This window comes from Paracoccus onchidii, from assembly GCF_028294535.1.
Lineage (GTDB): Bacteria > Pseudomonadota > Alphaproteobacteria > Rhodobacterales > Rhodobacteraceae > Paracoccus > Paracoccus onchidii.
This window is the reverse complement of sequence record NZ_JAQBIE010000008.1, coordinates 93,743-116,639: the sequence shown is the minus strand read 5'-3', so window position 1 is coordinate 116,639 and position 22,897 is coordinate 93,743. Positions and strand designations below refer to the sequence as shown.

Sequence of the window (22,897 nt, the reverse complement as noted above, 5' to 3'; positions counted from 1 at the left end):
AGGCTGCCCGCCCCGTTTCGCACAAGGGGAACCCATGTCCCGACCGCGCATACGCTGGCATATCCCGATCTTTCTTGCCCCCGCTGTGGCGGTCTATTCGGCGGTCATGGTCTTTCCGCTGTTCAACACGCTCAGGCTGGCGCTGTTCAGCAAGATCGAACAGCAGCAGGTCTTTGTCGGCTTGCAGAACTTCCAGACCCTGTTTCTGGACCCGAACTGGTCGGAACAGTTCTGGAACGCGCTTGCCAATAATTTCTGGTTTTTCCTGATCCACATGCTGGTCCAGAACCCGATCGGCATCGCGCTGGCCGCGATCCTCAGCCACCCGCGCCTGCGCTTCGCGGCGTTGTATCGTTCGGCCATCTTCATTCCGACCATCCTCAGCTTCGTCATCGTCGGCTTTGCGTGGAAGCTGATCCTGTCGCCGATCTGGGGGATCGCGCCGTCGATGCTGGATGCGGTGGGGCTGAAATTTCTCTATGCGCCGTGGCTGGGCAAGGAGGAATACGCCCTGACCACCCTTGCGCTGATCTCGGTCTGGCAGTTCATCGGCATTCCGATGATGCTGACCTATGCCGCGCTGATCACCATCCCCGAAGAGATCGTCGAGGCCGGAGAGATCGACGGCATCACCGGAATCTCTGCCTTCTGGAAAATCAAGCTGCCGCTGATCCTGCCGACGATCGGCATCATCTCGATCCTGACTTTCGTGGGCAATTTCAACGCATTCGACCTGATATACGTTGCCCAGGGTGCCCTGGCGGGGCCGGATTTCTCGACCGACATCCTTGGCACATTCATGTATCGCACCTTCTTCGGATTCCAGCTGCAACTGGGCGATCCCCACATGGGATCGGCGATTGCGGGCGCGATGTTCGCGATCATCCTGCTGGGCGTCAGCATCTATCTGTTCGCGATCCAGACCCGCATGCGGCGATACCAGCTATGAGGGTGGCCGGATGAACATGACCCGCAGGAACGGCCTGACTGCGCTGGCCATGCATGGCGCCCTGATCGCCTATACGCTGGTGGCGCTGTTTCCGGTCTTTGTCATCGTCATCAACAGTTTCAAAGAGCGCAAGGCGATCTTCCGCGCGCCGCTGGCCCTGCCCGACAGCGAAAGCTTTTCGCTGATCGGCTTCCAGACGGTAATGTCGCAAGGCGACTTTCCACTTTACTTCCAGAACTCGATGATCGTGACCGTCGGATCGCTGTTCTTCATCCTGCTGTTCGGGGCGATGGCGGCTTATGCGCTGTCGGAATACCGGTTCCGGGGGAATAGGCTTCTGGGGCTGTACATGGCCCTGGGCATCATGATCCCGATCCGCATCGGCACGGTTGCCATTCTGGAAATGATGGTCGCCGCGGGGCTGGTCAATTCGCTTTGGGCGCTGATCCTTGTCTATACCGCGCAGGGGCTGCCGCTGGCGATCTTCATCCTGTCCGAATTCATGCGCCAGGTCAGCGCCGATCTGAAGGATGCCGGGCGCATTGACGGGCTGAGCGAATATACCATCTTCCTGCGTCTGGTGCTGCCATTGGTGCGCCCGGCCATGGCGACCGTGGCGGTGTTCAACATGATCCCGATCTGGAACGATCTGTGGTTTCCGCTGATCCTGACCCCGGCCGAGCATGTGAAGACGCTGACGCTTGGATCGCAGATCTTCATTGGCCAGTATGTCACCAACTGGAATGCCGTTCTGGCGGCGCTGTCCATGGCGATCATTCCGGTGCTGGTGCTTTACGCCATCTTCTCGCGGCAACTGATCCGCGGCCTGACCTCGGGAGCCGTAAAATGACCCGTGTATTGATCGTCGGATTGGGCAATATGGGGCTGACCCATGCCATCGCTCATCATCGGCTTGGATCACAGATCGTCGGGCTGGTGAACCGCTCGGACATTGCCCTGCCACCCGAGCTGCAGGGCTATCCGCGCTATCACTCGTTTGATCAGGGGCTGGCCCAGAAGCCAGATCTTGTCGTCATCGCCACCTATTCCGACAGCCATGCCGATTACGCCTGTCAGGCCATGCGCGCCGGTGCCCATGTCTTTGTCGAAAAGCCGCTGGCAACGACTGTCGCGGATGCGGAACGCGTCTTGTCCACGGCACGGGATCTGGGGCGCAAGCTGGTTGTCGGTTATATCCTGCGCCACCACCCGTCATGGATCCGCCTTGTGCGCGAGGCCCGCGACCTTGGCGGCCCCTATGTCTTTCGCCTGAACCTGAACCAGCAAAGCAGCGGCGCGGAATGGGAAACCCATAAATCGCTGATGCGGACGACCTCGCCCATTGTCGATTGCGGTGTCCATTATGTCGATGTCATGTGCCAGATCACCGACGCCGTGCCGGTCAGGGTTCACGGGATCGGCCTGCGCCTGAGCGGCGAGATTTCAGAGCAGATGTATAATTACGGCCAGTTCCAGGTTGTCTTTGCCGACGGCTCTGTCGGCTGGTACGAGGCCGGCTGGGGTCCGATGATGTCGGAAACCGCGCATTTCGTCAAAGACGTCATCTCGCCCAATGGCTCGGTCTCGATCCGCGCGGACCGGCAGACGCATTCCGCCGATATCGACAGCCACACAAGGGTCGGCGCGCTGCTGTTGCATCATGTCGATGGCGATCAGGTCATCTCGCTTCCCGACGAGCCCGACCACCAGCAGCTTTGCACCGCGGAACAGGCCTATATCCTTCGTGCCATAGAACAGGATCTGGACCTGTCGCGGCACATGACCGATGCGGTCCAGTCGCTGGCCATCTGCCTGGCCGCCGATGAAAGCATCCGCACCGGCACAGCTATTTCTCTGACCAAGGCCGATACATGACCGCACTGATCCTGAAGAACGTCAACAAGTCCTTTGGCAAGGTCAATGTCCTCAGGGATATCAGCCTGACCGTCGAAAAGGGCGAGTTCGTGGTATTCGTCGGCCCCTCGGGCTGCGGGAAATCCACATTGCTGCGGGTCATAGCGGGGCTGGAGGACGCCAGCTCCGGCGAAGTGCATATCGCGGGGCGGCAGGTCGATCACGTCCCGCCCTCGAAGCGCGGCATCGCCATGGTATTTCAAAGCTACGCGCTCTATCCGCATCTGAATGTGCGCGGCAACATGACACTGGCGCTGAAACAGGAAAAGCAGCCCCGCGCCGTGATCGAGGAACGCGTGGCCAAGGCCAGCCGGATGTTGAACCTGGACGATTATCTTGACCGGTATCCGGCCGAGTTGTCGGGCGGGCAACGCCAGCGCGTCGCGATCGGGCGCGCCATCGTGCGGGAACCCGAGCTGTTCCTGTTCGACGAACCGCTATCCAATCTGGACGCGGCCCTGCGGATGAATACCCGGCTGGAGATCGCCAATCTGCACCGCGCGCTGAACGCCTCGATGATCTATGTCACCCATGACCAGACCGAGGCCATGACGCTGGCGGATCGCATCGTCGTGCTACGCGATGGCAAGGTCGAACAGATCGGCACCCCGATGGAGCTGTACAACAATCCCGTCAACCGGTTTGTCGCCGGTTTTCTGGGTTCTCCGGCAATGAATTTTCTGCCCGCATCCTTGCTGGAGGCCGGCGATCCCCGCATCATCGGCCTGCGCCCCGAAGACATGTTTCTAAGCAGTGACGGTCCCTTCAGGGCGCGTGTCAGCCATGTCGAAGAACTGGGCGGCGACACCAATGTCATCGCCATGATCGACACGCATCAGGTCACATTGCGGCTGTTCGGACAGCATCGGATCGGCGAAGGGCAGGATTTGCATCTGGGCTACAATCCCGAAAAGGCGTTCCATTTCGACCCCGAAGGCCATCGCCTGACATAAAGTCGCCCCCGAGCGGCGGCCTCAGGGGCCGCTCGGGGGCGGATCTCAGTCAAGGGTCCTGCTGCGGTCGCGGCGCGACAGATACAGCGACAACACCAGAAAACCGCCGGTCAGCACATAGATGGTCAGCGCGATCGGGCTTTGCACAAGGATGGTGAAATCGCCGCCCGAAATCGACAGGGCGCGGCGCAGGTTGTTTTCCATATCCATGCCCAGCAGCAGGCCCAGCACCACGGGCACCAGCGAAAAGTCCAGCTTGCGCAGAACAAAGCCCAGAATGCCGAAACCGACCATGACCAGCAGATCGAAGGCTGCATGGGTGATCGCATAGACCCCCAGATAGCTGATCGCCACGACCAGCGGCATCAGCCCCCAGACCGGCAGACCCAGAACGCGGGTGAACATGCCGATCAGGGGCAGGTTCAGGACCAACAGGACGACATTGGCCAGATACAGCGCCGCGACCAGACCCCAGACCAGATCAGGGCTGCGCTGGAACAGCAGCGGTCCGGGTTGGATGTTCAGCGATATCAGCATTGCCAGCATCACCGCCGTGGTGCCCGATCCCGGCACACCCAGTGTCAGCATCGGGATCAGCGCGCCACCGCTGGCGGCGTTGTTGCCCGCCTCGGGGGCCGCGACGCCGCGCGGATCGCCCTGACCAAAGCTGCCCTTGTCGCTGATCCGCTTTTCCGCGCTATAGGACATGACCGCGCCAAGCGACGCCCCGGCACCGGGCAGGATGCCGGCGATAAAGCCGATGACCGACCCGCGCAGGCTGGCGCCCAACCCCTCTTTCACGCGCGACAGGCGCGGAAAGACGCGACCCGGCGGGACCAGGCCGCTGCTTTGGGCCTTGCCTTCAAGGAAAAACAGGATCTCGGAAATGGCGAACAGACCGACCAGGGCGACGATGGCGTCGAACCCGTCATACAGGTGGAAGCTGCCAAAGGTATAGCGCGCCACACCGGTCGATGGGTCCAGTCCGACCGTGCCCAGCATCAGCCCCAGCAGCGCCGCCAACAGCGTCTTGCGCGGGTCGGATCCGGTGATCCCGCCGATGGTGGCGAAAGCCATCACATACAGCGCGAAATAATCCGCTGGCCCGAAATAGATCGCGGCCTTGGCCAGCATCGGCGCAAACAGCGTCAGCCCGACGGTCGCCAGCGTCGCCCCGATAAACGACGCCACCCCCGAAATCGCCAGCGCATCCGCGGCCTGTCCCTTTTTCGCCATGGGATAGCCGTCCAGCGTGGTCATGATCGCCGGCTCATCGCCCGGAATGTTCAGCATGATCGCGCTGATCCGTCCGCCATACATGCAGCCGTAATAGACCGCCGACAACAGGATCATCGAGGATGTCGCATCCAGCCCGAAGGCGAAGGTCAGCGGGATCAGGATCGCGACGCCATTGACCGGACCAAGGCCCGGCAAGGCCCCGATCAGCGTGCCCGCGAAACAGCCGCCGATGATCAGCGCAAGATTGATCGGCAGGGCGGCGACGGAAAAACCCGCCCAGAGAGAAGCCAGAATATCCATGTCAGGTAAACCATGTCCCGATCAGCGGCAGGGGCAGCCCCATGACCCGATCGAACAGAAGATACAGCCCCGGCGCGGCGATGGCGGCGGTCAGCAGCCCCTTGATCGGGGGCGCGCCCATCATCAGCGACAGCCCAAGGATCGCTGCAAAGCTGGAGGGCACGAAGCCAAGCGGTTCCAGCAGCAGCGCATAGCCCAGCAACAGCCCGATGGCCGCCGCCTGACGCAGCAAGCCGCCCGCGTCGGACCAGCTTGCGTTGTGACGCGGCCAGATGGCCAGCGACAGGCCAAGGATCATCATCGGAATGCCGATCACGCGGGGAAAGATTGCAGGCCCCAGCGGATCGCCGAAGCCTGCGGTATATCCTGCCGACAGCCAGACATATCCGGCTGCCAACAGGAAAAAGAACGTCCCGGCCAGTCGGTCGGTCACTGAATGACCCCGATCTGACGCGAGATTTCGGCCATCTGCTGTTCCTGTTCGGCGACATAGGCCGCGAACTCGTCCCCGCCGCGCCAGATGGGCTCCAGGCCGCTATTGGTGGCGACCTCTTTCCAGGCGTCCGAGTCATACAGCTTTTGCAGACGCTCGACCCATGCGGCATAGTCCTCGTCGCTGACATCGCCGCCGGTATAGAAACCGCGCCAGTTATAGCCGGTAACGTCATAACCCTGCGACACGGCGGTCGGCAGGTCCGGGAAGGCCGAGATCGGCTCATCCGCCAAGACCGCCAGAACGCGGATGTCGCCGGATTCGATAAAGCCCTTGATCTCGCCCATATCGGTCGAGACGACGCCGACCTGACCGCCCATCATCTGCGTCACGGCGGGGCTGCCGCCATCGAACTGCACCCAGCGGATCGCGGCGATATCCTCGATCCCGGCGGCCTGCGCCAGCATCATCAGGCGGATATGGTCCCAGCCACCCGCGCCGGTTGATCCGGCGGTCGCGACCGAGGTCACATCCTCTTTCAGCGCGGCCATCAGCTCGTCCAGCGTCTGATACGGGCTGTCGGCATCGACGGCGATCACGCCGACATCCGCACCCAGCATCGCCAGCCAGCGCATCGTGTCGATCCCAGCGGGGTATTTGCCCTGCGCGATCTGGGTCACCCCCACGGTCGAGGTGGCGACCAGCAGTTCGGCGTCATCGGCACGCTTGCCCGCGACATTGGCGAAGGCCACGGCACCGACGCCGCCGGGCATGTTGGTCACCTGCACATTGCCATCGACCAGCCCTTCCGAGGACAGGATGCGCCCGACCTCGCGGCAGGTGAAATCCCAGCCGCCACCGGGATCGGCCGGGGCGATGCATTCGGTCGCCATTGCAGGCGCGGCGAACAGCATGGCCGAGGCCAGCCCGACCGCCTTCAGTTTCGTCATCTTCCAGATCATGTTTCCCTCCCTCTGGTTATCTCAATTGCCGATGACGCCGCGGCGTCCGACGAATTTTCGCGCGTCCTCGATCGCCTCGCGCACTTCAAGGCGGACCTCGGCGGAATGGGTCAGAACGGCCTGCGCCGCGCCATCGGCATCGCGCGCCTCGATCAGGTCAAGGATCCGGCTGTGTTCGCGATGAGTCTTGTCGCGCCCCGCCTCGGATGAAAAACTTAGCCAGCGCGCGCGCAGGGTGCGCAGGGTCACATCCTGCAGCGCGGCCTCCAGGCAGCGGTTGCGCGATAGCGCGGCGCAGCGGACATGGAAATCCAGCCCCATGTTCAGCCAGCGTTCCGGCGTGAATTCATCATGGCTGAAATTGATGCTGTCGCGGATCGCGGCGATTTCTTCGGGCGTGGCCAGTTGCGTTGCCAGCCGGATCGCGGCGGGTTCGACGATGTCGCGAAAGGCGAACACCTCTTCGACCTCGGCCATGTCGAACGGCGCGACGATGTAGCTGCGCCCCTCGCGCAGGATCAGGCCGTCGCGCACAAGATGGAACAGCGCCTCGCGGATCGGCGTGCGAGAGACGTTGAACTGTGCCTCCAGCGTGCGTTCGCTGACCGCCTCGCCCGGCACCAGTTCCAGCGACAGGATCGCGAAACGCAGCCGCGACAACAGATCCTGCTGGTCGTGATTATTTGCCTCGCCTGCGGTCATTGACGCCTCCCTCATCGTTGGTATACCACTTCGGCATTCTGATGCAACGGCTTTCGATGGGAGGAAAATCGAATGCTGACCCCAATCCAGGGCTTTCCCGAACGTGCCGTCCTGACCGAGGTCGGGCCCCGCGATGGCCTGCAATCCGAACCGGTTTTCGTGCCGACCGACCAGAAGATCGCGCTGATCCAGTCGCTGATCGATGCCGGGCTGCGGCGCTTTGAAATCACCTCTTTCGTGTCGCCGCGCGCCGTGCCGCAGATGCGCGACGCGGCCGAGGTTCTGGCCGCGTTTCGCGGGCGTGACGATCTGCACCTGACCGCGCTGGTACCCAATCTGCGCGGAGCCGAGGCCGCGATCGAGGCGGGCGCCGATGCGATGGTGCTGTTCGCCTCGGCCTCGGAAAGCCACAACCTGAAAAACGTGAACCGCAGCCGCACCGATTCGCTGGCCGGGTTCGCGGACATCGCCCGGCTGGCCGAAGGCACGGGCGTCGCCCTGCAAGGCGCCATCGCCACGGCCTTCGGCTGTCCGTTCGAGGGCGAGGTCGCGGTTCAGGCCGTGGTCGATCAGGCCAAGGCCTATCGCGATCTGGGCATGAACTACATCACGCTTGGCGACACGACCGGTATGGCGACGCCCGCCAATGTCATTCAGCGGGTTCAGGCGCTGCGCCCGGTGCTGGATGGCGTCGATCTGGCGCTGCATTTCCACAATACCCGCGGGGTCGGGCTGGCCTGTGCCTATGCGGGCCTGTCGATGGGCGTCACCCATTACGAATCCAGCATCGGCGGGCTGGGCGGCTGCCCCTTCGTGCCCCGCGCCACCGGCAATATCGCGACCGAGGATCTGGTCTATCTGTTGCAGGAAAGCGGTGTTCAGTCGGGGGCCGATCTGGACGGGCTGATCGATGCCGCCGGCCTGGCCGAACGGATCATCGGGCGTGAACTGCCCGGACAGGTGATGAAGGCCGGACCGCGCCTGAAAACCGCAACCATGGACAGTGTGAGGACCGCGAATGGCTGAACCGATCAAGGGCCCGCTGGACGGGCTGCGCGTCATCGACCTGACCCGCGTGTTGTCGGGGCCGTTCTGCACCATGATCCTTGGCGATCTGGGGGCCGATGTGATCAAGGTCGAGCCGCCCAAGGGCGATCCCGTCCGCGCACAGGGCACCATGACCGAAGGACATTCCGGCTATTTCGCCGGGTTCAACCGCAACAAGCGGTCGGTCGTGCTCGATCTTTACAGCGACGAGGGCAAGGCCGTCCTGCGCCGCCTGCTGGCCGATGCCGATGTTCTGGTCGAGAATTTTCGCCCCGGCACGCTGGACAAGCTGGGCCTTGGGGCAGCGGCGCTGAAGGAACTGAACCCGCGCCTGATCGTGGCCAGCATCAATGGCTATGGCAGCACCGGACCCTATGTCGATCGCCCGGCCTTCGATTTCATCGCCCAGGCGATGAGTGGCTTCATGGGCGTCAATGGCGAGGCCGACGGCCCGCCGATGCGTGCCGCCGCGCCGGTCAGCGATCTGGTTGCGGGGATCTATGCCGCGCTGGGGATCCTGGCCTCGGTCATCGGGCGCGACAAGACCGGGCAGGGCCAGACGGTCGAGGTTGCGATGGTCAACGGGCTGCTCAGCCTGATGGCCTATCTGTCCTCGGAATATTTCGCGACCGACAAGGTTCCTGCGCGGACCGGTAACGATCATCCGCTGGTCTATCCCTATGGGCTGTTCACCTGTTCCGACGGGCAGATCGCGGTGGCGAACTCGCATGACCAGATCCTGACGCGCTTTCTGGAAACGCTGGATCTGGGCTGGATCATGACAGACCCGCGCTATGACACCAACCCCAAGCGGATGGCCGCGCGTGAAGAACTGCGCGATCTGATCAATGGCCGCATGGCCGGGAAAAGTCAGGCCCACTGGCTGGGCATCCTGAATGCCGCCGGCGTGCCCTGCGGCGTGGTGCAGGATCTGGCGCAGGTATTTTCTGACCCGCAAATCAATGCACAAGAGATGGTTCTTAAAGCTCCGTGGCAAGACGGCCCGTCCCAATCCGTGCTGGGTTTTCCCGTCAAGCTTGGCGCGACACCCTGCACCATCCACCGCCCGGTGCCGCAACTGGGCGGAGGCACCCACGACGTCTTGTCCGAGTTCGGCTTTTCCCGGTCGGAAATCGACGATCTTGTGGCCCGGAACATCGCCGGCCTAGGCTGACGGAGCATGGTGATGGCTCGACAGATCGCGGGCTGGCGGCGTAAGGCTGTCTTATCCTCAGGAAAGGACGCCCGATGACCGCCAGCCCGCAACCGTCGAACAATTCTGATCTGGATCAGGCGCTGAACCGGTTTCGGCCGGTGTTTGCGCAGCCGATCACCGATCAGGCCCATATGGAACGGCTGGCGGCCCTGCAGGCCAGAATCAAGGCAGACGGGCTGGCGGCGATCTGGCTGGATGCGTCGAGTTCGCTGACCTATTTCACCGGCCTCAGGCTGGGCCAGTCCGAGCGGATCCACGGCGCCCTGATCGGCGCCGACGGCCCGCCGACCTATCTGACGCCCGTGTTCGAGGCCCCAAAGCTGCAAAGCATGATGCGCATTCATGGGCCGATGCTGGAATGGGAAGAAGACGAAGATCCGTTCACGCTGGTGGCGGATCACCTTCGTCATTTGTCAGGATCGGATCTGGGAATCGACCCGGCAACGCCGTTCCGCTTTGCCTCGGCGCTGACCCGTGCGCGTGGCGGAAAGGTCATTGATGCCGGCCCCGCTATCGCGGCATTGCGGCAGCTGAAATCACCCGAGGAAATCGCGATCATACAGACCGCAATGGATGCCAGCTGGCGGGTGCAGCGCGCGGTGTATCAGGGCCTGCGCACCGGCATCAGCACCCCGGAAGTCGGGCAGTTCATCGATGCCGCGCACCGCGCCTTGGGGTTGAAACCGCTGTTCCATGCCGTGCAGTTCGGCGAGGCCACAGCCTATCCGCATGGCGTGCCCCATCCACAAGTTCTTGCCGAAGGGGACATGGTTCTGGTGGATATGGGTGGCACCCTGCAAGGGTATCAATCCGACATCACCCGCAGCTATGTCCACGGCACCCCCACCCCGCGCCAACAGCAGCTTTGGCATATTGAACATGCCGCCCATGCAGCCGCCTTCGCCGCGGCCCGCCTTGGGGCCACCTGCGAAGCCGTGGATATGGCGGCGCGCGACACCATCGCCTCTGCCGGATTCGGGCCGGGTTACAACGTGCCCGGCCTGCCCCACAGGACCGGCCACGGTCTGGGCATGGACATCCACGAAGAGCCATGGATCGTCAAAGGGAACCGCACGACATTGCAGCCGGGCATGTGTTTTTCAATCGAACCCATGTTGTGCGTTTACGGCGAATGCGGGGTTCGGCTGGAAGACATCGCCCACATGACGCAAGACGGGCCACGCTGGTTCTGCCCGCCGTCAAATGACCTTTCCCGACCCTTTGGGTAAGCAAAGCTGACCTGACGTCGCACTTGCACCCGATGCAGGAAAGTTATCTGTCTAACGGGTTGGCAGTAGATCACCGGTCCCTCTCGGGTATATGCCTACGTAATAAGCATCGCGAATCCCCCCATGGGGAAATCGCGGGCATCAGTTCAACAGAGAGCGAAAAGGACGATTCGCATGAAATATCTTTCCCGCAGCCTTCTGGCCGTGTCGGCGCTGGCCATGACCACCGCCGTGGCCGAAGCAAAGACCTTTGTCTATTGCTCGGAAGCCTCGCCCGAAGGGTTCGACCCCTCGCCCTATACCGCCGGCACGACCTTCGATGCCTCGGCGCATCCGATCTACAACCGTCTGACCGAATTCAAGAAGGGCACCACCGAAGTCATGCCCGGCCTGGCCGAAAGCTGGGACGTGTCCGAGGACGGCACCGAATACACCTTTCACCTGCGCGAGGGTGTGAAATGGCAGTCGAATGACAGCTTTACCCCGACGCGCGATTTCAACGCCGATGACGTGATCTTCTCGTTCCAGCGTCAGGGCGATACCGAACATCCGTGGCACCAGTATATTCCGGGCATCACCTATGAATATTACACCGCCATGGACATGCCGAACCTGGTGAAATCGATCGAGAAGATCGACGACTACACCGTCAAGATCTCGCTGAACCAGCCCGAGGCACCGTTCCTGGCCAATATCGCCATGCCCTTCGCCTCGATCGTCAGCAAGGAATATGCCGATACGCTGGCCGAGGCCGGCACGATGGAAGATCTGAACAACCTGCCCATCGGCACCGGTCCGTTCAAATTCGTGGCCTATCAGAAGGATGCGGTGATCCGTTACCAGAAGAACGCCGATTACTGGGGCACCGCGCCCATGATCGACGATCTGGTCTTTGCGATCACGCCCGATTCCGCCGTGCGCCTGCAAAAGCTGAAGGCCGGCGAATGCCACCTGATGCCCTATCCCTCGCCCGCCGATCTGGAATCGATCAAGGCTGACGACAGCCTGAAGCTGGATGAACAGCCGGGCCTGAACGTGGGCTATCTGGCCTATAACACCACCATCGCGCCCTTCGACAATCCGAAGGTCCGCAAGGCGCTGAACATGGCGATCAACAAGGACGCCATTATCGACGCGGTGTTCCAGGGCGCGGCCGAACCGGCCAAGAACCCGCTGCCGCCGACCATGTGGTCCTATAACGACGCGGTCGAGGACGATGCCTATGACCCCGAAGCCGCCAAGGCCATGCTGGAAGAAGAGGGCGCCACCGATCTGTCGATGAACATCTGGGCGATGCCGGTGCAGCGTCCCTACATGCCCAATGCCCGCCGCACGGCCGAACTGATGCAGGAAGATCTGTCCAAGGTCGGTGTCAGCGCGGAAATCGTGTCCTATGAATGGGGCGAATATCTGTCGAAATCGATGGAAGAGGGCCGCGACGGTGCGGTGATCTTGGGCTGGACCGGCGACAACGGCGATCCCGACAACTTCCTGTCGGTTCTGCTGTCCTGCGAATCCGCCAAGGAAGGCGGCGCGAACCGGGCTTTCTGGTGCAACGAGGAATTCTCGGATCTGCTGCAACAGGCCAAGGTGACCGCCGATCAGGCTGAACGCACCGCGCTGTATGAACAGGCGCAGGTGATCTTCAAGGAACAGGCGCCCTGGCTGACCATCGCACATTCGACCCAGTATGTGCCGATGTCGACCAAGGTGTCGGGCTTCAAGATGAGCCCGCTTGGCGATTTCACCTTCGAGGATGTGGATCTGGCCGAATAAGCCCTCCGCGTCACGTTTGTTGACATACGAACGCGCGGGGCCAGACCCCGCGCGTTCTTCAAGGAAAGAGGCGAATGGTCCGTTTCATCCTCTCAAAGCTGCTGTATCTGGTCCCGACCTTCCTTGGGATCACCATCATTGCCTTTGGCTTCGTCCGCATCCTGCCGGGCGATCCGGTGCTGTTGATGGCGGGCGAGCGCGGCGTTTCGCCGGAACGCCACGCCGAACTCAGCGCGCAGCTGGGCTTCGACAAGCCCTTCATCATGCAGTATTTCGATTTTCTGGGGCGCCTTTTGCAGGGTGATTTCGGCAATTCGCTGGTCACCAAGAAGCCTGTCCTGACCGAATTTCTGGCCCTGTTCCCGGCAACGGTCGAACTGGGCCTGTGCGCGATCATCATCGCCACGCTGATCGGCGTGCCGGTCGGCGTTCTGGCCGCGATCAAGCGCGGCAGCTGGTTCGATCAGCTGTCCATGACCACCGCCCTGGTCGGCTTTTCGATGCCGATCTTCTGGTGGGGCCTGCTGCTGATCATCTTCTTTTCGGGGTTCCTTGGCTGGACCCCGGTGTCGGGCCGCATCAGCCTGATGTATTTCTTTCCGCAGGTCACCGGTTTCATGCTGATCGACAGCCTGTTGTCGGGGCAGGACGGGGCCTTCATCTCGGCCGTCAGTCACCTGATCCTGCCAAGCGTCGTTCTGGCCACGATCCCGCTGGCCGTGATCGCACGCCAGACACGGTCGGCCATGCTGGAAGTGATGGGCGAAGATTACGTCCGCACCGCCCGCGCCAAGGGCATGCCGTCACGCCGGGTGATCGGCGTTCACGCGCTGCGCAATGCGATGATCCCGGTCGTCACCACCATCGGCCTGCAGATCGGCGTGCTGATGGCGGGGGCGATCCTGACCGAAACCATCTTCAGCTGGCCCGGCATCGGCAAATGGATGATCGATTCCATTTCGCGCCGTGACTATCCGGTGGTGCAATCGGGGCTGCTGCTGATCGCGGGCATGGTCATGGTCGTGAACCTGCTGGTCGATCTGACCTATGGCCTCATCAACCCAAGGATCCGCGCGTCATGAGCAATTCCGCACAAATGTCGACCGCCGCGATCCGTCGCCAGATGCTGGCCGAGTTCTGGTTCTATTTCCGCCAGAACCGCGGTGCCGTGGTCGGGTTGTTCGTCTTTATCCTGCTGGTCCTGACCGCGATCTTCGCGCCGGTTCTGGCGCCCCATTCGCCCGCGACGCAATATCGTGACGCGCTGCTGCTGCCACCCTTCTGGCAGGAAGGTGGCCGGGCCGAGTTCCTTCTGGGCACCGATGCGGTCGGGCGGGACATGCTGTCGCGGCTGATCTATGGCGCGCAATATTCGCTGTTCATCGGCATCGTGGTCGTGTCCATCGCGCTGTTCGGCGGCATCTTCATCGGGCTGGTCGCGGGGTTCTTCCGGGGCTGGGTCGATGCCGTGATCATGCGGGTCATGGACATCATCCTGGCCTTCCCCTCGCTGCTGCTGGCGCTTGTGCTGGTCGCGGTTCTGGGGCCGGGCCTGACCAATGCGATGATCGCCATCGCCATCGTCTATCAGCCGCATTTCGCCCGCCTGACCCGCGCCGCCGTCATGAGCGAGATGAAGCGCGAATATGTCACCGCCGCCCGCGTGGCCGGTGCCGGCAACATGCGCCTGATGTTCAAGACGATCCTGCCGAACTGCCTTGCGCCGCTGATCGTTCAGGCCACGCTGTCGTTTTCGTCCGCCGTGCTGGATTCCGCCGCGCTTGGCTTTCTGGGCATGGGTGCACAGCCGCCTGCGCCGGAATGGGGCACCATGCTGGCCGAGGCGCGTGAATTCATCCTGCGCGCCTGGTGGGTCGTGACCTTCCCCGGTCTGGCGATCCTGACCTCTGTTCTGGCGATCAACATGATGGGCGACGGTCTTCGCGACGCGCTTGACCCGAAACTGAAGCGGAGCTGATGCCATGTCCCTGCTGACCATCCGCAACCTGACCGTCAAATTCGCGACCGCCACCGGCAGCTTTACCGCCGTGGACGGGATCGACGTGTCCGTCGATCGCAGCGAGGTTCTGGCCATCGTGGGCGAATCCGGGTCCGGCAAATCGGTCTCGATGCTGGCCGTGATGGGGCTTCTGCCCGACACCGCCACCGTCACCGCCGATGAAATGAGCTATGACGGTCAGAACCTGCTGACCATGTCCGCCAGCCAGCGCCGCAAGCTGATCGGACGAGAGATCACGATGATCTTTCAGGAACCGATCGCCTCGCTGAACCCGTCCTTCACGGTCGGCTTCCAGATCGAGGAAGTGCTGCGCATCAATCTGGGCCTGTCGGGCAAGGCAGCGCGTGCCCGCGCGGTCGAGCTGTTTCAGGCGGTGGGCATCCCCGAACCCGAAGAAAAGCTGAAGACCTATCCGCATCAGATGTCGGGCGGGCAATGTCAGCGGGTGATGATCGCCATCGCCATCGCCAGCAATCCGCGCCTGCTGATCGCGGACGAACCGACGACGGCGCTGGATGTGACCATCCAGAAGCAGATCCTGGACCTGCTGATGAAGCTGCAAGAGGATTACGGCATGGGCCTGATCCTGATCACCCATGACATGGGGGTCGTGGCCGAAACCGCCGATCGCGTGGTGGTGCAATACAAGGGCCGCAAGATGGAAGAGGCCGACGTCCTTAGCCTGTTCGAGGCCCCGCAAAGCGGCTATACCCGCGCGCTGCTGGCGGCGCTGCCGGAACATGCGACGGGCGACCGCCTGCCCACCGTGTCCGACTTTTTCCAAGAGGAGGCCCCCCGATGACCCCAGTCGTCGAAGGACGCGCCATCGTTCAGGATTATCACGTGCCGGGCAGCATGCTGCGCAAGGCCAAGACCGTCCGCGCCGTGAAGGGCATCGATTTCAGCGTCCAGAAGGGCAAGACGCTGGCCATCGTGGGCGAATCCGGGTCCGGCAAATCGACGCTGGCGCGGATCGTCGCGCTGATCGACGCGCCCTCGGGCGGGCAGTTGCTGATCGACGGTCAGCCGGTCGATATCGCGGCGAAACGCCCCGGTCCCGAGATGCGGTCCAAGGTGCAGATGGTGTTCCAGAACCCCTATGGCAGCCTGAACCCGCGTCAGAAGATCGGCGATGTGCTGACCGAACCGCTGGTCATCAACACCGATGTGCCTGCCGCCGAACGGCGCGACCGGGCCAAGGCGATGTTGCAAAAGGTCGGGCTGATGCCTGAACATTACAACCGCTATCCGCACATGTTTTCCGGTGGACAGCGGCAGCGGATCGCGATTGCGCGGGCGCTGATGCTGAACCCCTCGTTGCTGGTGCTGGACGAACCGGTCTCGGCGCTGGATCTGTCGGTGCAGGCGCAGGTGCTGAACCTGCTGGCCGATCTGCAGGACGAATTGGGGCTGACCTATGTCTTTGTCAGCCACGACCTGTCGGTGGTGCGCTATATCGCGGATGAGGTGATGGTGATTTCAAAAGGCGAGGCCGTCGAACAGGCCTCGCGCGACGAGATTTTTGCCAACCCCCGACACGCCTATACGCAGCAATTGTTCAACGCCACGCCGGTCACGGATATCGAGGCGATCCGCGCCCGCGTCGCCCGCCGCAAGGCCGCGCGGCAGTTGTCAGGCGCCTGATCCCCAAAGTCTGGCGCAAGCAAGCGTCCCCCGAATACCGGTCACGGCCCAAAGCATAAAGAACTGCCGCGCGGATCACTCGCGCGGCAGTTCTTGTTTGTGGTCATATCGTCCGGGCGAACCCACGCCATGCCCCTCGGCGCTACCGGCAGCGAGGCAGGGCAGAACATCCGCTTAGAAATGGACCGAACGGCTGGTGCCGGGCGCTTCGGCAGGCGGCGCGAACTTGGTCAGGTCGATGCCCTTGACCGCGGATTTGTATTCCTCGGAGCTGGGCGTACGACCCAGGATCGCCGACAGGACCACGACCGGCGTCGAGGCCAGCAGGGATTCGCCCTTCTTCTCGGCCGAATCCTCGACGACACGTCCCTGGAACAGCCGCGTCGACGTTGCCAGAACGGTGTCGCCTTTTGCGGCCTTTTCCTGATTGCCCATGCACAGGTTGCAGCCCGGACGCTCTAGGTAGAGGATATTCTCGTATTCGGTCCGCGCGGTGCTTTTCGGGAACATGTCATCGAACTCGAAACCCGAATATTTCTGCAGGATTTCCCAGTCGCCCTCGGCCTTCAATTCATCGATGATATTGTAGGTGGGGGCCGCAACAACCAGCGGGGCCTTGAACTCGACCTTGCCCTGCGCCTCTTCTAGGTTCTTCAGCATCTGGGCAACGATCTTCATGTCACCCTTGTGCACCATGCAGGATCCGACAAATCCCAGATCGACCTTCTTCTCGCCGCCGTAATAGGAAACGGGACGGATCGTGTCATGGGTATAGCGCCGCGACGCATCGGTGTTGTTCACATCCGGGTCCGCGATCATTGGTTCATCGATCACGTCAAGATCAACCACGACCTCGGCGAAATACTTGGCATTGTCGTCAGGTGTCAGTGCCGGTTTCTCGCCGGTGCGAATCTGGGAAATGCGCTTGTCGGCCTTGGCGATCAGGCCTTTCAAGGTGCCTGCCTCGTTGTCCATGCCCTTGTCGATCATCACCTGGATACGGGCCTTGGCCAGCTCGAGCGAGCCGATCAGGGTCTCATCCTCGGAAATGCAGATCGACGCTTTCGCCTTCATCTCGGCGGTCCAGTCGGTAAAGGTAAAGGCCTGATCGGCCAGCAATGTGCCGATATGCACCTCGATCACGCGGCCCTGAAAGACATTGTCCCCGAACTGCTGCAACATCTGTGCCTGCGTGGCATGAACCACATCACGAAAGTCCATGTGATCGGCCATCTTGCCCTTGAACGTCACCTTGACGGATTCAGGGATCGGCATCGTCGCCTCACCCGTCGCAAGCGCCAGCGCGACGGTTCCGGAATCGGCGCCAAAGGCAACCCCTTTGGACATGCGGGTATGGCTGTCGCCGCCGATGATGATGTCCCAGTCATCCACAGTGATGTCGTTCAGCACCTTGTGGATCACGTCGGTCATCGCGTGATATCCATCCCGGGGATCGCGCGCGGTGATCAGACCGAAATTGTTCATGAATTTCATCAGGCGCGGGATGTTGGCCTGAGCCTTCTTGTCCCAGACCGACGCGGTGTGACAGCCCGACTGATAGGCCCCGTCAACCGTCGGCGAAATGACGGTGGCGGCCATCGCCTCGAGTTCCTGCGAGGTCATCAGACCCGTCGTGTCCTGTGAACCGACGATGTTGACCTTGACCCGCACATCCGAACCGGCATGCAGGGTCTTGCCCTCGGCAACGCCGACGGCATTCTTGTTGAAGATTTTTTCAACCGCAGTCAGCCCCTGCCCCTCGACCGAGACCTCTTTTGACGGCGCAAAGACCGCAGCCGCTTCGACGCCAAGCGTTTCCGCCGCGAATGTCTGCAATTTCTTGCCGAACACAACCGCATAAGAGCTGCCGGCCTTCATGAATTCGACCTTTTGGGGGGTAAAGGCGGACGACACGTCGACCAGTTCCTGATCTCCGGCTTCGTTGTAAAGCTTCTTGTCCCTGGTGTTGATGGTCAGGACCGTGCCGGTTTCAACCGAGTATTTCTGTTCGAGGATCGGGTTGCCGTCATTGTTCACCAATGGCTTGCCATCGGGACCGACCTTCTTGACCCAGTTCTTCAGGTCCAGCCCGATACCGCCGGTCACGCCAACCGTCGTCAGGAAGATCGGGGAAATACCGTTCGTACCGGCCACGACCGGCGCGAAATTGACGAACGGCACATAGGGGCTGGCCTTCTTGCCGGTCCACAACGCCACATTGTTGACGCCGGACATCCGCGACGAGCCGACGCCCATCGTGCCCTTTTCCGCAACCAGCATGACCCGTTTGTCAGGGTGCTGTTCCTGCAGCTTCTGGATCTCGGCCTGCGCTTCGGGCGAGATCATGCATTTGCCGTGCAGTTCACGGTCGGAACGCGAATGGGCCTGATTGCCCGGTGACAGCAGGTCGGTCGAAATATCACCTTCGGCAGCGATATAGGACACGACCTTGATCTCGTCTTCGACATCGGGAAGCTTGGTGAAGAATTCGGCCTTGCTATAGCTTTCCAGAACATCGCGGGCGATTGCATTACCATCGCGATATGCGGTGGACAGGCGGTCCATGTCGGCTTCGTACAGGAACACCTGGGTTTTCAGAACTTCGCCTGCCTTGGCCGCGATTGCGTCATCATCGCCAAGTGCCAGATCCAGCAGCATCTCGACCGAGGGGCCGCCCTTCATATGCGACAGCAACTCGAAGGCGAAATCGGGTGTGATTTCCGCGACGACAGCCTGTCCCAGAATGATCTGCTTGAGAAACGCGGCCTTGACACCGGCGGCGCTCGTGGTGCCGGGCAGGGTGTTATAGATAAAGAATTCCAGCGAATCCTTGCGATGGGGATGTGCGGCATCCTGAATCTGCGCGATCAGTTCCTGAACCAGTGCCCCGTCATCGATCGGCTTGGGGTGCAGCCCTTCGGCCTTGCGCGTTTCGATTTCATTCAGGTACTCGGTGTACAAGCTCATGGCGATCCCTACAGTCAGTGTTGGACGAGGCTGGAGCACCGGGCGTCAGGGCACCCGGCAAACGGCGGCAGTTCAATTGTATGCGGCTGTATACCAAACCGGCGATCAAGGCAAGGGGAGCATTGCCGTCCTGCCATGCCGTCAGTCAGGCGTTGCAAGCATTCGCAACCGCGTTCGCGCAAAATCAATAAAGCTGCGCACCTTGGCAGGCGCCCGCCGACCTTCGACATGCACCAGATGAATCGGCAATGGATCCGGCTCATACTCTACCAGCACCGGTTGCAGGGTGCCATCCAGCAAATCGTCGCCAATCTGATAGGACAGCACACGTGTCAGGCCCCATCCGGTCCGCGCCACCGCGATCGCCGCCGCGACGCTGCTCAGGCGCAGGCGCGGCCTGATACGCACCGGCAACGAGGAATCGCGCCCGAAACGCCAGTCGATCATCGGACTGACAGCACCCGCGGCCACGATCCGGTGGCCTGTCAGATCCGCAGGTTTTTCGGGCGCGCCATATGCGTTCAGATATTCGGGCGACGCACAAACCATTCGGCGCACCTGCCCGACCTTCACCGCCGTCAGGCCCGATGACGGCAGCGGACCGATGCGCACCGCAATGTCAAAGCCTTCTTCGATCATGTTCACCACACGGTCCAACATCACGACATCCGCAGTCAGATCTGGATAGCTATCCAGAAAATCCGCCAGGATGGGCGTCACATGCAGACGACCAAATTCATGCGGGCAAGTCACCCTCAATTCGCCGACCGGGTTCAGGGCCGCGCCCGCTGCCGCATCATCGGCGGCCTGCAGCTGGGTCAGGATGTGGCGCGCATCTTCGAGATAGACCCGGCCAACCTCGGTCAACCGAACACGCCGCGTCGTACGGGTAAACAGCCGCGCCCCCAGACGCGTCTCGAGCGCGTTTACCCCCCGCGTCACTGAAGGCGCACTTAACCCAAGGTGCCGCGCGCCAGCCGCAAAACTTTCGGCCTCGGCAACCGCAATAAAAACTTCCAGGCTTTGCAAGCGGTCCATCGCGCCCCGATTATTATCATTTCGCGAAATAGTGACTTTCACTATCGCCGCATTCATTCGTCGATCAAGCAGAATTAGTATCGATACCACAGCATGTGCAGCAACCCGCGCTCATGCCAATGCCCCACCGCAACGGAAAGACATGTTCCATGACCACGCCCATCAAACTGTATCGCAACCCGAAATCCGGGCATTGCCATCGTGTCGAACTGATGCTGGCCCTTCTGGGCCTGCCTTATGAAACCATAGATCTCGATATGGCCAATGGCGCGCATAAAGCACCGGATTACCTGAAAATCAGCCCTTTCGGACTGGTCCCGGCCATTGATGACAGCGGCTATACGCTGGCCGACAGCAATGCGATCCTGATCTATCTGGTCAAGACCTATGCCCCGAACTCCGATTGGCTGCCCCACAGCCCGAAAGAGGCTGCCGAGGTTCAGCGCTGGCTGACCATCGCCGCCGACAATGTCTATGCCGGCCCCTGCGCGGCCCGTCTGGTCAAGGTGTTCGGTGTGCCGCTGGATCATGGCGCGGCGGTTCAGAAAGCCCATGACCTGTTCCGCATCATGGATCTGCATCTGCAAGATCGTGAATGGCTGGCGACCGCTGATGCCTCGGTCGCCGATATCGCGGGCTACAGCTATATCGCGCATGCCCCCGAGGGCGGGGTCGACCTGGCATCCTATGCCAATATCCGCGCCTGGCTGAAACGCGTCGAGTCGCTGCCCGGATTTGTCGCCATGGCCAGTTCGCCAATTCCGGAACTGGTCTGACATTGACCGGCATCAGGATCCACGGACCTGATGCCATTTCTTGCCAAAGGTGTCGCGATGACTGTCACAGTTTCAACCAATCCCTTTCATGCTGGCGAACGCGCCGCGCAACTGCGTGCCGGGGCCGGCGATGTTTCGCAATGGGCCAGTGGTTTCGTGCGTGACCACCTTCCCGAGCAGCACCGTGAATTTCACACCTCGCTGCCTTTTCTGATCGTCGCCAGCGGGGACGAGCAAGGACGTGTCTGGACGACATTGATCGAAGGGCCCACGGGCTTCATCAACTCGCCCGACCCGCGCCATCTGACCCTGAACACATCCCTGTCGGCCCTTGACCCATTGGCGGGCCGGTTGGCACATGGCGGCAGCATCGGCGCGGTTGGCATCGATCAGGCCAGCAGGCGGCGCAATCGCTTCAGTGGCCATGTCACCCCCGAAGCGAACGGCTATTCGATAGAGATGCGCCAGACCTTCGGGAACTGCCCGCAATATATCCACGAACGCGGCTGGCATCGCGCAGCGACCACCCCGCCCCCGTCGCCACGTCATGCACAAGAACTGAACAGCGACCAGATTGCCCGCATACGCTCTGCCGATACGCTGTTCATCGGGTCCGGCCAACAAGGCCGCCCCGACAGTTCGTCCACCGGCTATGATGCGTCGCACCGCGGCGGCGAAGCCGGTTTCGTGCAGGTCACTGGCCCGACCGAGTTGCGCATACCCGATTACGCGGGAAACAATTTCTTCAACACGATCGGCAATATCATGGCGGACCCGCGTGTCGGCCTGTTGTTTGTCGATTTTCAAACCGGGGGCCTGCTGCACCTGACCGGCCGGGCGGAAATCGACTGGGCCGGAAACGACCATCACGATCCCAAGGTCCAGCGCGTGATCACCGTCAGTATCGACAAGGTTATCGACCGCCCGGCTGCGGTTTCTCTGCGCTGGTCCAGGTTGGATCACCTGTCGCGCCAACTGCGCCTTGCACGGCGCAAAACCGAGTCGCGCGACATCACGTCCTTCGAATTCGTCGCCACGAATGGCCAAGAACTTCAACCATTCCTGCCGGGCCAGCATCTTCCCATCTCGGTCGACATCCCGGGGCTTTCTGCGCCCGCCCGGCGCAGCTATTCACTGTCAGGTCCAAGCACGGCCAAGGGCGTCTATCGGATCTCGGTGAAACGAGAAACGGATGGCCTTGTCTCGCGGTTTCTGCACGACCACCTGCGCGAAGGCAGCACAATCACGGCGCATCCGCCCGCCGGGGATTTCATCCTGCCACCGGGCAAGGGTCCGGTCGCCCTGATCAGCGCGGGCGTCGGCATCACGCCAATGGTGCCAATGCTGCATGACTTGGCCACAAGGGGCCGTCCGGGGATCTTTGTGCACGGCGCGCGCCGTGGGGATGACTATGCTCTGCACCAAGAGCTGCGCAAATTGATAGCCCGGCACCATCACCTGACAGAGCATGTTTTCTTCAGCCAGCCCCGAGCAGAGGATCTGACCCAGCCTGATCGCACATTCACGGGCCGCATTTCCACCCAAGCCCTGCTGAAACTGGTGCCGTCCGCGGATGCGCATTTCATGTTGTGCGGGCCAAGTCGCTTTATCTCGGACATGCGGACCGGCCTCGAAGACCGAGGCGTCGCCCCGTCACATATCCATTTCGAAAGCTTCGGCCCCGGCGCATAGTACCGGTGCCCATGGTTCGCCTTGCCCAGAAGGGGCAAGC

Annotated in this window: 20 protein-coding genes; 14 read left to right on the top strand and 6 right to left on the bottom strand. The window is 61.8% G+C overall.

The window, feature by feature from the left end; genetic code table 11:
- Nucleotides 1-34 precede the first annotated feature (34 nt).
- Genes PAF17_RS07520 through PAF17_RS07505 form a run of 4 tightly spaced genes read left to right on the top strand, consistent with a single transcriptional unit; the run spans nucleotide 35 to nucleotide 3,816 of the window.
- The gene (locus PAF17_RS07520) at nucleotides 35-949 is read left to right on the top strand and encodes a carbohydrate ABC transporter permease (protein WP_271888484.1); all 915 of its coding nucleotides are present in this window, start codon (nucleotides 35-37) and stop codon (nucleotides 947-949) included.
- Between the two features lie 10 nt (nucleotides 950-959).
- Nucleotides 960-1,799, top strand: coding sequence for a carbohydrate ABC transporter permease (locus tag PAF17_RS07515; protein ID WP_271888483.1), 840 nt, complete (start codon nucleotides 960-962; stop codon nucleotides 1,797-1,799).
- Nucleotides 1,796-2,824: a Gfo/Idh/MocA family protein gene (locus tag PAF17_RS07510; protein WP_271888482.1), complete on the top strand. Its 1,029-nt coding sequence runs from the start codon at nucleotides 1,796-1,798 to the stop codon at nucleotides 2,822-2,824. Before PAF17_RS07515 ends, PAF17_RS07510 begins: the two co-directional genes overlap by 4 nt.
- Nucleotides 2,821-3,816 carry an ABC transporter ATP-binding protein gene (locus PAF17_RS07505; protein WP_271888481.1) on the top strand — a complete coding sequence of 332 codons (996 nt, stop codon included), beginning with the start codon at nucleotides 2,821-2,823 and terminating at the stop codon, nucleotides 3,814-3,816. Before PAF17_RS07510 ends, PAF17_RS07505 begins: the two co-directional genes overlap by 4 nt.
- 45 nt (nucleotides 3,817-3,861) lie before the next feature.
- Here the strand turns inward: PAF17_RS07505 and PAF17_RS07500 are convergent, their stop codons facing one another.
- Genes PAF17_RS07500 through PAF17_RS07485 form a run of 4 tightly spaced genes read right to left on the bottom strand, consistent with a single transcriptional unit; the run spans nucleotide 3,862 to nucleotide 7,452 of the window.
- Nucleotides 3,862-5,355: a tripartite tricarboxylate transporter permease gene (locus PAF17_RS07500; protein WP_271888480.1), complete on the bottom strand. Its 1,494-nt coding sequence runs from the start codon at nucleotides 5,353-5,355 to the stop codon at nucleotides 3,862-3,864.
- A 1-nt stretch (nucleotide 5,356) separates the two neighbouring features.
- Nucleotides 5,357-5,788, bottom strand: a complete 432-nt coding sequence (locus tag PAF17_RS07495; RefSeq protein ID WP_271888479.1) for a tripartite tricarboxylate transporter TctB family protein — start codon at nucleotides 5,786-5,788, stop codon at nucleotides 5,357-5,359.
- Entirely contained in the window at nucleotides 5,785-6,750 is a 966-nt protein-coding gene (locus PAF17_RS07490) for a Bug family tripartite tricarboxylate transporter substrate binding protein (RefSeq protein WP_271888478.1), read from the bottom strand. The genes PAF17_RS07495 and PAF17_RS07490 overlap by 4 nt, the downstream gene beginning before the upstream one ends.
- A gap of 21 nt (nucleotides 6,751-6,771) precedes the next feature.
- A complete protein-coding gene (locus PAF17_RS07485; protein WP_271888477.1) occupies nucleotides 6,772-7,452 on the bottom strand; it encodes a GntR family transcriptional regulator in 681 nt (226 codons plus the stop codon).
- Nucleotides 7,453-7,524: 72 nt separating this feature from the next.
- On the opposite strand from PAF17_RS07485, the gene PAF17_RS07480 reads away from it, so the two are divergent.
- From PAF17_RS07480 to PAF17_RS07445, 8 genes are all read left to right on the top strand, one after another.
- Complete coding sequence (locus tag PAF17_RS07480) at nucleotides 7,525-8,478, top strand: hydroxymethylglutaryl-CoA lyase (protein ID WP_271888476.1); 954 nt, start codon at nucleotides 7,525-7,527, stop codon at nucleotides 8,476-8,478.
- The gene (locus PAF17_RS07475) at nucleotides 8,471-9,673 is read left to right on the top strand and encodes a CaiB/BaiF CoA transferase family protein (RefSeq protein WP_271888475.1); all 1,203 of its coding nucleotides are present in this window, start codon (nucleotides 8,471-8,473) and stop codon (nucleotides 9,671-9,673) included. Before PAF17_RS07480 ends, PAF17_RS07475 begins: the two co-directional genes overlap by 8 nt.
- 74 nt (nucleotides 9,674-9,747) lie before the next feature.
- Nucleotides 9,748-10,944, top strand: a complete 1,197-nt coding sequence (locus PAF17_RS07470; RefSeq protein WP_271888474.1) for a M24 family metallopeptidase — start codon at nucleotides 9,748-9,750, stop codon at nucleotides 10,942-10,944.
- Between the two features lie 174 nt (nucleotides 10,945-11,118).
- Nucleotides 11,119-12,720 carry an ABC transporter substrate-binding protein gene (locus PAF17_RS07465; RefSeq protein WP_271888473.1) on the top strand — a complete coding sequence of 534 codons (1,602 nt, stop codon included), beginning with the start codon at nucleotides 11,119-11,121 and terminating at the stop codon, nucleotides 12,718-12,720.
- A gap of 74 nt (nucleotides 12,721-12,794) precedes the next feature.
- Nucleotides 12,795-13,802, top strand: coding sequence for an ABC transporter permease subunit (locus PAF17_RS07460; RefSeq protein WP_090733762.1), 1,008 nt, complete (start codon nucleotides 12,795-12,797; stop codon nucleotides 13,800-13,802).
- Nucleotides 13,799-14,698 carry an ABC transporter permease subunit gene (locus PAF17_RS07455; RefSeq protein ID WP_271888472.1) on the top strand — a complete coding sequence of 300 codons (900 nt, stop codon included), beginning with the start codon at nucleotides 13,799-13,801 and terminating at the stop codon, nucleotides 14,696-14,698. The genes PAF17_RS07460 and PAF17_RS07455 overlap by 4 nt, the downstream gene beginning before the upstream one ends.
- A 4-nt stretch (nucleotides 14,699-14,702) precedes the next feature.
- Complete coding sequence (locus tag PAF17_RS07450; protein WP_271888471.1) at nucleotides 14,703-15,542, top strand: ABC transporter ATP-binding protein; 840 nt, start codon at nucleotides 14,703-14,705, stop codon at nucleotides 15,540-15,542.
- Complete coding sequence (locus tag PAF17_RS07445; RefSeq protein WP_271888470.1) at nucleotides 15,539-16,384, top strand: ABC transporter ATP-binding protein; 846 nt, start codon at nucleotides 15,539-15,541, stop codon at nucleotides 16,382-16,384. Before PAF17_RS07450 ends, PAF17_RS07445 begins: the two co-directional genes overlap by 4 nt.
- Nucleotides 16,385-16,558: 174 nt before the next feature.
- On the opposite strand, the gene PAF17_RS07440 is transcribed toward PAF17_RS07445, so the two are convergent.
- Together PAF17_RS07440 and PAF17_RS07435 are read right to left on the bottom strand one after the other, a co-directional pair.
- A complete protein-coding gene (locus PAF17_RS07440) occupies nucleotides 16,559-19,351 on the bottom strand; it encodes a bifunctional aconitate hydratase 2/2-methylisocitrate dehydratase (protein ID WP_271888469.1) in 2,793 nt (930 codons plus the stop codon).
- A gap of 141 nt (nucleotides 19,352-19,492) precedes the next feature.
- The gene (locus PAF17_RS07435; protein ID WP_271888468.1) at nucleotides 19,493-20,389 is read right to left on the bottom strand and encodes a LysR family transcriptional regulator; all 897 of its coding nucleotides are present in this window, start codon (nucleotides 20,387-20,389) and stop codon (nucleotides 19,493-19,495) included.
- Between the two features lie 149 nt (nucleotides 20,390-20,538).
- Between PAF17_RS07435 and PAF17_RS07430 the strand changes: the two genes are divergently transcribed.
- Together PAF17_RS07430 and PAF17_RS07425 are read left to right on the top strand one after the other, a co-directional pair.
- Nucleotides 20,539-21,165 carry a glutathione S-transferase family protein gene (locus tag PAF17_RS07430; protein WP_271888467.1) on the top strand — a complete coding sequence of 209 codons (627 nt, stop codon included), beginning with the start codon at nucleotides 20,539-20,541 and terminating at the stop codon, nucleotides 21,163-21,165.
- A 30-nt stretch (nucleotides 21,166-21,195) separates the two neighbouring features.
- Nucleotides 21,196-22,857 carry an FAD-binding oxidoreductase gene (locus tag PAF17_RS07425; protein ID WP_271888466.1) on the top strand — a complete coding sequence of 554 codons (1,662 nt, stop codon included), beginning with the start codon at nucleotides 21,196-21,198 and terminating at the stop codon, nucleotides 22,855-22,857.
- Nucleotides 22,858-22,897 lie beyond the last annotated feature (40 nt).

Bases quoted from the DNA above. Each gene is read 5' to 3' on its own strand.
- PAF17_RS07500 (WP_271888480.1), bottom strand. From the start codon at position 5,355: ATGGATATTCTGGCTTCTCTCTGGGCGGGTTTTTCCGTCGCCGCCCTG.
- PAF17_RS07485 (WP_271888477.1), bottom strand. From the start codon at position 7,452: ATGACCGCAGGCGAGGCAAATAATCACGACCAGCAGGATCTGTTGTCG.
- PAF17_RS07440 (WP_271888469.1), bottom strand. From the start codon at position 19,351: ATGAGCTTGTACACCGAGTACCTGAATGAAATCGAAACGCGCAAGGCC.
- PAF17_RS07445 (WP_271888470.1), top strand. From the start codon at position 15,539: ATGACCCCAGTCGTCGAAGGACGCGCCATCGTTCAGGATTATCACGTG.
- PAF17_RS07465 (WP_271888473.1), top strand. From the start codon at position 11,119: ATGAAATATCTTTCCCGCAGCCTTCTGGCCGTGTCGGCGCTGGCCATG.
- PAF17_RS07520 (WP_271888484.1), top strand. From the start codon at position 35: ATGTCCCGACCGCGCATACGCTGGCATATCCCGATCTTTCTTGCCCCC.
- PAF17_RS07510 (WP_271888482.1), top strand. From the start codon at position 1,796: ATGACCCGTGTATTGATCGTCGGATTGGGCAATATGGGGCTGACCCAT.
- PAF17_RS07505 (WP_271888481.1), top strand. From the start codon at position 2,821: ATGACCGCACTGATCCTGAAGAACGTCAACAAGTCCTTTGGCAAGGTC.
- PAF17_RS07515 (WP_271888483.1), top strand. From the start codon at position 960: ATGAACATGACCCGCAGGAACGGCCTGACTGCGCTGGCCATGCATGGC.
- PAF17_RS07455 (WP_271888472.1), top strand. From the start codon at position 13,799: ATGAGCAATTCCGCACAAATGTCGACCGCCGCGATCCGTCGCCAGATG.
- PAF17_RS07450 (WP_271888471.1), top strand. From the start codon at position 14,703: ATGTCCCTGCTGACCATCCGCAACCTGACCGTCAAATTCGCGACCGCC.
- PAF17_RS07490 (WP_271888478.1), bottom strand. From the start codon at position 6,750: ATGATCTGGAAGATGACGAAACTGAAGGCGGTCGGGCTGGCCTCGGCC.
- PAF17_RS07480 (WP_271888476.1), top strand. From the start codon at position 7,525: ATGCTGACCCCAATCCAGGGCTTTCCCGAACGTGCCGTCCTGACCGAG.
- PAF17_RS07475 (WP_271888475.1), top strand. From the start codon at position 8,471: ATGGCTGAACCGATCAAGGGCCCGCTGGACGGGCTGCGCGTCATCGAC.
- PAF17_RS07470 (WP_271888474.1), top strand. From the start codon at position 9,748: ATGACCGCCAGCCCGCAACCGTCGAACAATTCTGATCTGGATCAGGCG.
- PAF17_RS07460 (WP_090733762.1), top strand. From the start codon at position 12,795: ATGGTCCGTTTCATCCTCTCAAAGCTGCTGTATCTGGTCCCGACCTTC.
- PAF17_RS07435 (WP_271888468.1), bottom strand. From the start codon at position 20,389: ATGGACCGCTTGCAAAGCCTGGAAGTTTTTATTGCGGTTGCCGAGGCC.
- PAF17_RS07430 (WP_271888467.1), top strand. From the start codon at position 20,539: ATGACCACGCCCATCAAACTGTATCGCAACCCGAAATCCGGGCATTGC.
- PAF17_RS07425 (WP_271888466.1), top strand. From the start codon at position 21,196: ATGCCATTTCTTGCCAAAGGTGTCGCGATGACTGTCACAGTTTCAACC.